This window comes from Pseudokineococcus marinus (genome assembly GCF_013004605.1).
GTDB lineage: Bacteria > Actinomycetota > Actinomycetes > Actinomycetales > Quadrisphaeraceae > Pseudokineococcus > Pseudokineococcus marinus.
In genome coordinates this window covers 1-3,834 of the sequence record NZ_JABEMA010000298.1, presented here as the reverse complement: position 1 = coordinate 3,834, position 3,834 = coordinate 1, and the positions used below count along the sequence as shown (strand labels likewise).

At 78.5% G+C, this 3,834-nt stretch carries 4 protein-coding genes, 1 tRNA gene, 1 other RNA gene and 1 pseudogene; 4 read left to right on the top strand and 3 right to left on the bottom strand.

Annotated features, from left to right (window positions below; translation table 11 throughout):
* Positions 1-1,235 (bottom strand): DNA polymerase III subunit gamma and tau (locus HLB09_RS14370; protein WP_171204020.1); only part of this gene is annotated, 1,235 nt, incomplete at its 3' end.
* 119 nt (positions 1,236-1,354) lie between these two features.
* An RNA gene (gene ffs, locus HLB09_RS14365) (signal recognition particle sRNA small type) lies at positions 1,355-1,451 on the bottom strand.
* 175 nt (positions 1,452-1,626) lie between these two features.
* Between ffs and HLB09_RS14360 the strand changes: the two genes are divergently transcribed.
* From HLB09_RS14360 to HLB09_RS14345, 4 genes are all read left to right on the top strand, one after another.
* A tRNA-Ser gene (locus HLB09_RS14360) sits at positions 1,627-1,709 on the top strand.
* Positions 1,710-1,965: 256 nt separating this feature from the next.
* Positions 1,966-2,208: a hypothetical protein gene (locus HLB09_RS14355; RefSeq protein WP_171204019.1), complete on the top strand. Its 243-nt coding sequence runs from the start codon at positions 1,966-1,968 to the stop codon at positions 2,206-2,208.
* 230 nt (positions 2,209-2,438) lie between these two features.
* Entirely contained in the window at positions 2,439-3,110 is a 672-nt protein-coding gene (locus tag HLB09_RS14350; RefSeq protein WP_171204018.1) for a LytR C-terminal domain-containing protein, read from the top strand.
* A gap of 7 nt (positions 3,111-3,117) precedes the next feature.
* Complete coding sequence (locus HLB09_RS14345) at positions 3,118-3,591, top strand: hypothetical protein (protein WP_171204017.1); 474 nt, start codon at positions 3,118-3,120, stop codon at positions 3,589-3,591.
* Between the two features lie 117 nt (positions 3,592-3,708).
* On the opposite strand, the pseudogene HLB09_RS20455 reads toward HLB09_RS14345, so the two are convergent.
* Positions 3,709-3,834, bottom strand: a pseudogene (locus HLB09_RS20455) (CpaF family protein); the annotation flags it as partial.

Here is a 3,834-nt window from a genome sequence, read left to right as displayed (position 1 = left end):
GCCGCGGGCGCAGGCGCGAGACGGACGCCCGCGGGGCCGGTGGCCGGGACGCCGAGACGCCGCTCGAGGCGGTCGAGGCGCGCCCCCAGGCCGCGCTCGCCCGCGTCCGCGACCGGCAGCAGCAGGCGCGCGCACAGCAGCTCGAGGTGGAGGCGCGGCGACGTCGCGCCGACCATCTCCGTGAGGGCGGCGTTGGCGACGTCGGCCGCCCGGCTCAGCTCCGCGGCGCCCAGGGAGTCCGCCTGGCGTCGCATGCGGGTGAGCTGGTCGTCGGGGACCGCGCGCAGGACGGCCCGCGCCCCCTCCCCCACGGCGCGGACGACGACGAGGTCGCGCAGCCGCTCGAGGAGGTCCTCGACGAAGCGGCGCGGGTCGTGGCCGGACTCAACGACGCGGTCGACGACCCGGAAGACGCTGCCGCCGTCGCCCGCGGCGAGGGCGTCGACGACGTCGTCGAGGAGGCTGGCGTGCGTGTAGCCGAGCAGGGAGATGGCGCGCTCGTAGTCGACGCCGCCGTCGTCGGCACCGGCGATGAGCTGGTCCAGCACCGACAGCGAGTCGCGGACGGACCCCCCGCCGGCCCGCACGACGAGCGGGAGGACGCCCTTGCCCACGGGGACGCCCTCGGCCTCGCAGAGGGTCTCGAGGTACCGGAGCAGCGCCTCCGGCGGCACCAGGTGGAAGGGGTAGTGGTGGGTGCGCGACCGGATGGTGCCCAGCACCTTGTCGGGCTCCGTCGTCGCGAAGACGAACATCACGTGCTCGGGCGGCTCCTCGACGAGCTTGAGCAGCGCGTTGAAGCCCTGGGGGCTCACCATGTGCGCCTCGTCGACGACGAAGACCTTGTAGCGGTCTCGCGCCGGGGCGAAGGTCGCCCGCTCGCGCAGCTCGCGGGCGTCGTCGACGCCGCCGTGGCTGGCCGCGTCGATCTCGACGACGTCGAGGCTGCCGGGCCCGCCGCGCGCCAGCTCGACGCAACTGGGGCAGACGCCGCAGGGGGTGTCGGTGGGGCCCTGCGCGGTGCCGTCCGGCCCGGCGCAGTTGAGGCAGCGGGCCAGGATGCGGGCGGACGTCGTCTTGCCGCAGCCGCGCGGGCCCGAGAAGAGGTAGGCGTGGTTGACGCGGCCGGTGCGCAGCGCCTGGCGCAGCGGGTCGGTCACGTGCTCCTGGCCGATGACGTCGGCGAAGGACTCCGGCCGGTAGCGGCGGTACAGCGCGAGCGTCGGTCCGGCCACGCCTCGACAGTAGCCGCGAGCGCCGACACCCCGCCGCGCCCGCCCACCGGGGCGGGGGACGCCACCGACGCACGACCGCAGGACACCGTGAAGGGGTGGCGGCGGAGAGGGCGAGGGACGAAGAGGACCCCCCGCGCACCCGCCAGAGCCCACCTACCCTTGCTGCCTTCCGGCCCTGGGGGAGTTCAGCAGGGTGGCGCCGCGCGAGGGGCCGCCCACCACTGTAGGGGACGACGACCGGGCTCCCGACCGGACGCGACCAGCCCCGCGCCCGTCGCCGCCAGCCCCCGGTCGCCGTCCGGCGCCCACCCGGTCCGACGACCATCGTCCGGCGCCCACCCCGCCCCGCCCGTGCACTCCCCCGCCACGGTCCTCCGCTAGGCTCGCCCACGGAGGATTCGCCTAGTGGCCTAGGGCGCACGCTTGGAAAGCGTGTTGGGGAAACCCTCGGGGGTTCGAATCCCCCATCCTCCGCCGCCGGCCGGCAGCGTCCGGCCGACCGCAGGCCCCCGCCCACCGGGCGGGGGCCTGCGGCGTCCCGGGCGCGGGCTCCGGGCGAGACGCGGCGCCCGCACCGGACCGTCAGCCGCGACCGCCGGCGAGGACGAGGGCGGGGGCGTCCCCGTCGGGCGGGGTCAGCGGGCGACGGCGGGGCACGTCGGCGGGGCGACCGGGGGACCCGCCGCGCGAGGTCCGCGCCGCTGTCGGACCCCCGTGGCACCGTCGTCGCATGGCCATCTCCCGCGCCTCCCGAGCCTCCCGCACCTCCCCCGCCCCCCGGGCCCCCCGTGACCCGTGGTCCTCCACCTCGCTCGACGACCTCGACTGCGCCGTCTGCGGGCGCACCGTGCCGCACGAGCTGCTCGAGTGCCTCGACGGCCACGAGGACGAGTGCCCCGACCGCGTGTGCACCGCGTGCGGCGCCGTCCTCGTCGTCGGGCCCTCCCCCCTGGCGCTGCGCCGCACGGCCTGACGGCGCCGCACGCCGACGCCCCGACCCGCGACGCCCCGACACCTCACGACCCGCGCCTGCGCCCGCGCCCGGAGCAGCGACCTCCGGGGCCGCCGAGGGCCGGCGCCCTACAGTGGCCGTCCCGCCCGGACGCGGGGGTCGAGGCGCCGTGACGACGCCGGTCGCGGGACACGGGACGGGGACGGGCACGGGCGCCGGGTCACGAGCGCTCGCGCCGGAGGAGGAGCGAGATGGCTGACGCGCAGGGACCGCCCGGGGGCGAGGCGCCCGACGACGAGGTCGCGGCGCTGCTGCGCGCCGAGCGACGGCGCCGGCGCACCCGCGCCCGGCAGAGCCTCGTCTTCGTCGCCATCTTCCTCGTCGTGGTCGGCATCGGCATCGGCGCCGCGGGCGTCAACCGCGGCTGGTGGGAGGGCCCCTTCGCTGCGGCCGACGACGCCGCCACCCCGACGACGACGCAGGCCTGCCCCACGCCGACCACCGTGCCCGTCGAGGCCCCCGGGGTGCAGGTGTCGGTGCTCAACTCGACCGACCGCCCCGGCCTGGCCGGCGGCGTGGCCGACGAGCTGACCGCGCGCGGCCTCGTCGTGGGCGCGGTCGCCAACGCCCCCGACGGCGTCGTGGTCCCGGGGACCGCCGAGGTGCGCTACGGCCCGGAGGGCGCCCGGGCGGCGGAGGGCCTCGCCAGCATCGCCCCGGGCGCGCAGCTGGTCCGCGACGACCAGCGCGCCGGCCCGGCCGTCGACCTCGTGCTCGGCGAGGCGTGGTCCGAGCTGGCCCCGGCCGACGTCCCGCTGACGGCCGTCGTGACCCCCGACCCGGCGACGCTGCCGCCGGGGTGCGCGACGCCGGGCCCGACGGCCGCGCCCACGACTCCCGCACCCGCCACCCCGGCGCCCTGAGCGCCGCGTGAGCGGGCCGGAGGGACGACCGGGGTCCCCGGAGCAGTCGCGAGGGCCGGAGCGGTCGGAGCAGTCGCAGGAGCCGGAGCAGACGCAGGAGTCGGAGCAGCCGGCTCCCGAAGATCAGGCGGCAGCGGACGACGTCGGCAGCGGCCTGCCCGCGGGAGCCGGGCGCGCGCGGGACCTCGTCCGCGGACGCCGCCGTGCCGCCCGCTCCCCCGACCCCGGCGGGCGCCGCCACCACATGGGCGCCGTCCCCGAGCGCATGCCGGTGCTGCGGCCCGACGGCTCGCGCGGCACGACGCGGACCTCCGTCGTCCAGCTCACGGCGGCCACCGCGCACCGCCTGGAGGCGCTGGAGGCCGAGCTGGACGCCGAGATGCGCGCCCTGGCCGCCGAGGGGCGCTACGAGGAGGCCGCCTGGTCGCGCGACGAGCTGGCCGCCGTCCGCGGCGAGCGGGCGCGTCGAGCGGGCCGCTGACGACCACCACCTGACGGCAGGGCACCAGGGCACGACCAGCGGACCTGGGCGCCCACCGCACCCGACGCGCCGCAGCGCGTCAGGTCCGGCGCAGGGCCGTCACGAGCCGGTCGAGCCGACGCGCCCGGGCACCGCGACCACCTCGCGGACGCGGCGACGGCCGTCCCGGTCGAGGGCCACGTGGACGACGAGGTCGACGCTGCTCGCCACGGTCGGGACGACGAAGCGGCTGCTGACGTTCTC

Coding starts and splice junctions, on each gene's coding strand:
- HLB09_RS14355 (WP_171204019.1), top strand. CDS start 1,966: ATGGCCATCTCCCGCGCCTCCCGAGCCTCCCGCACCTCCCCCGCCCCC.
- HLB09_RS14350 (WP_171204018.1), top strand. CDS start 2,439: ATGGCTGACGCGCAGGGACCGCCCGGGGGCGAGGCGCCCGACGACGAG.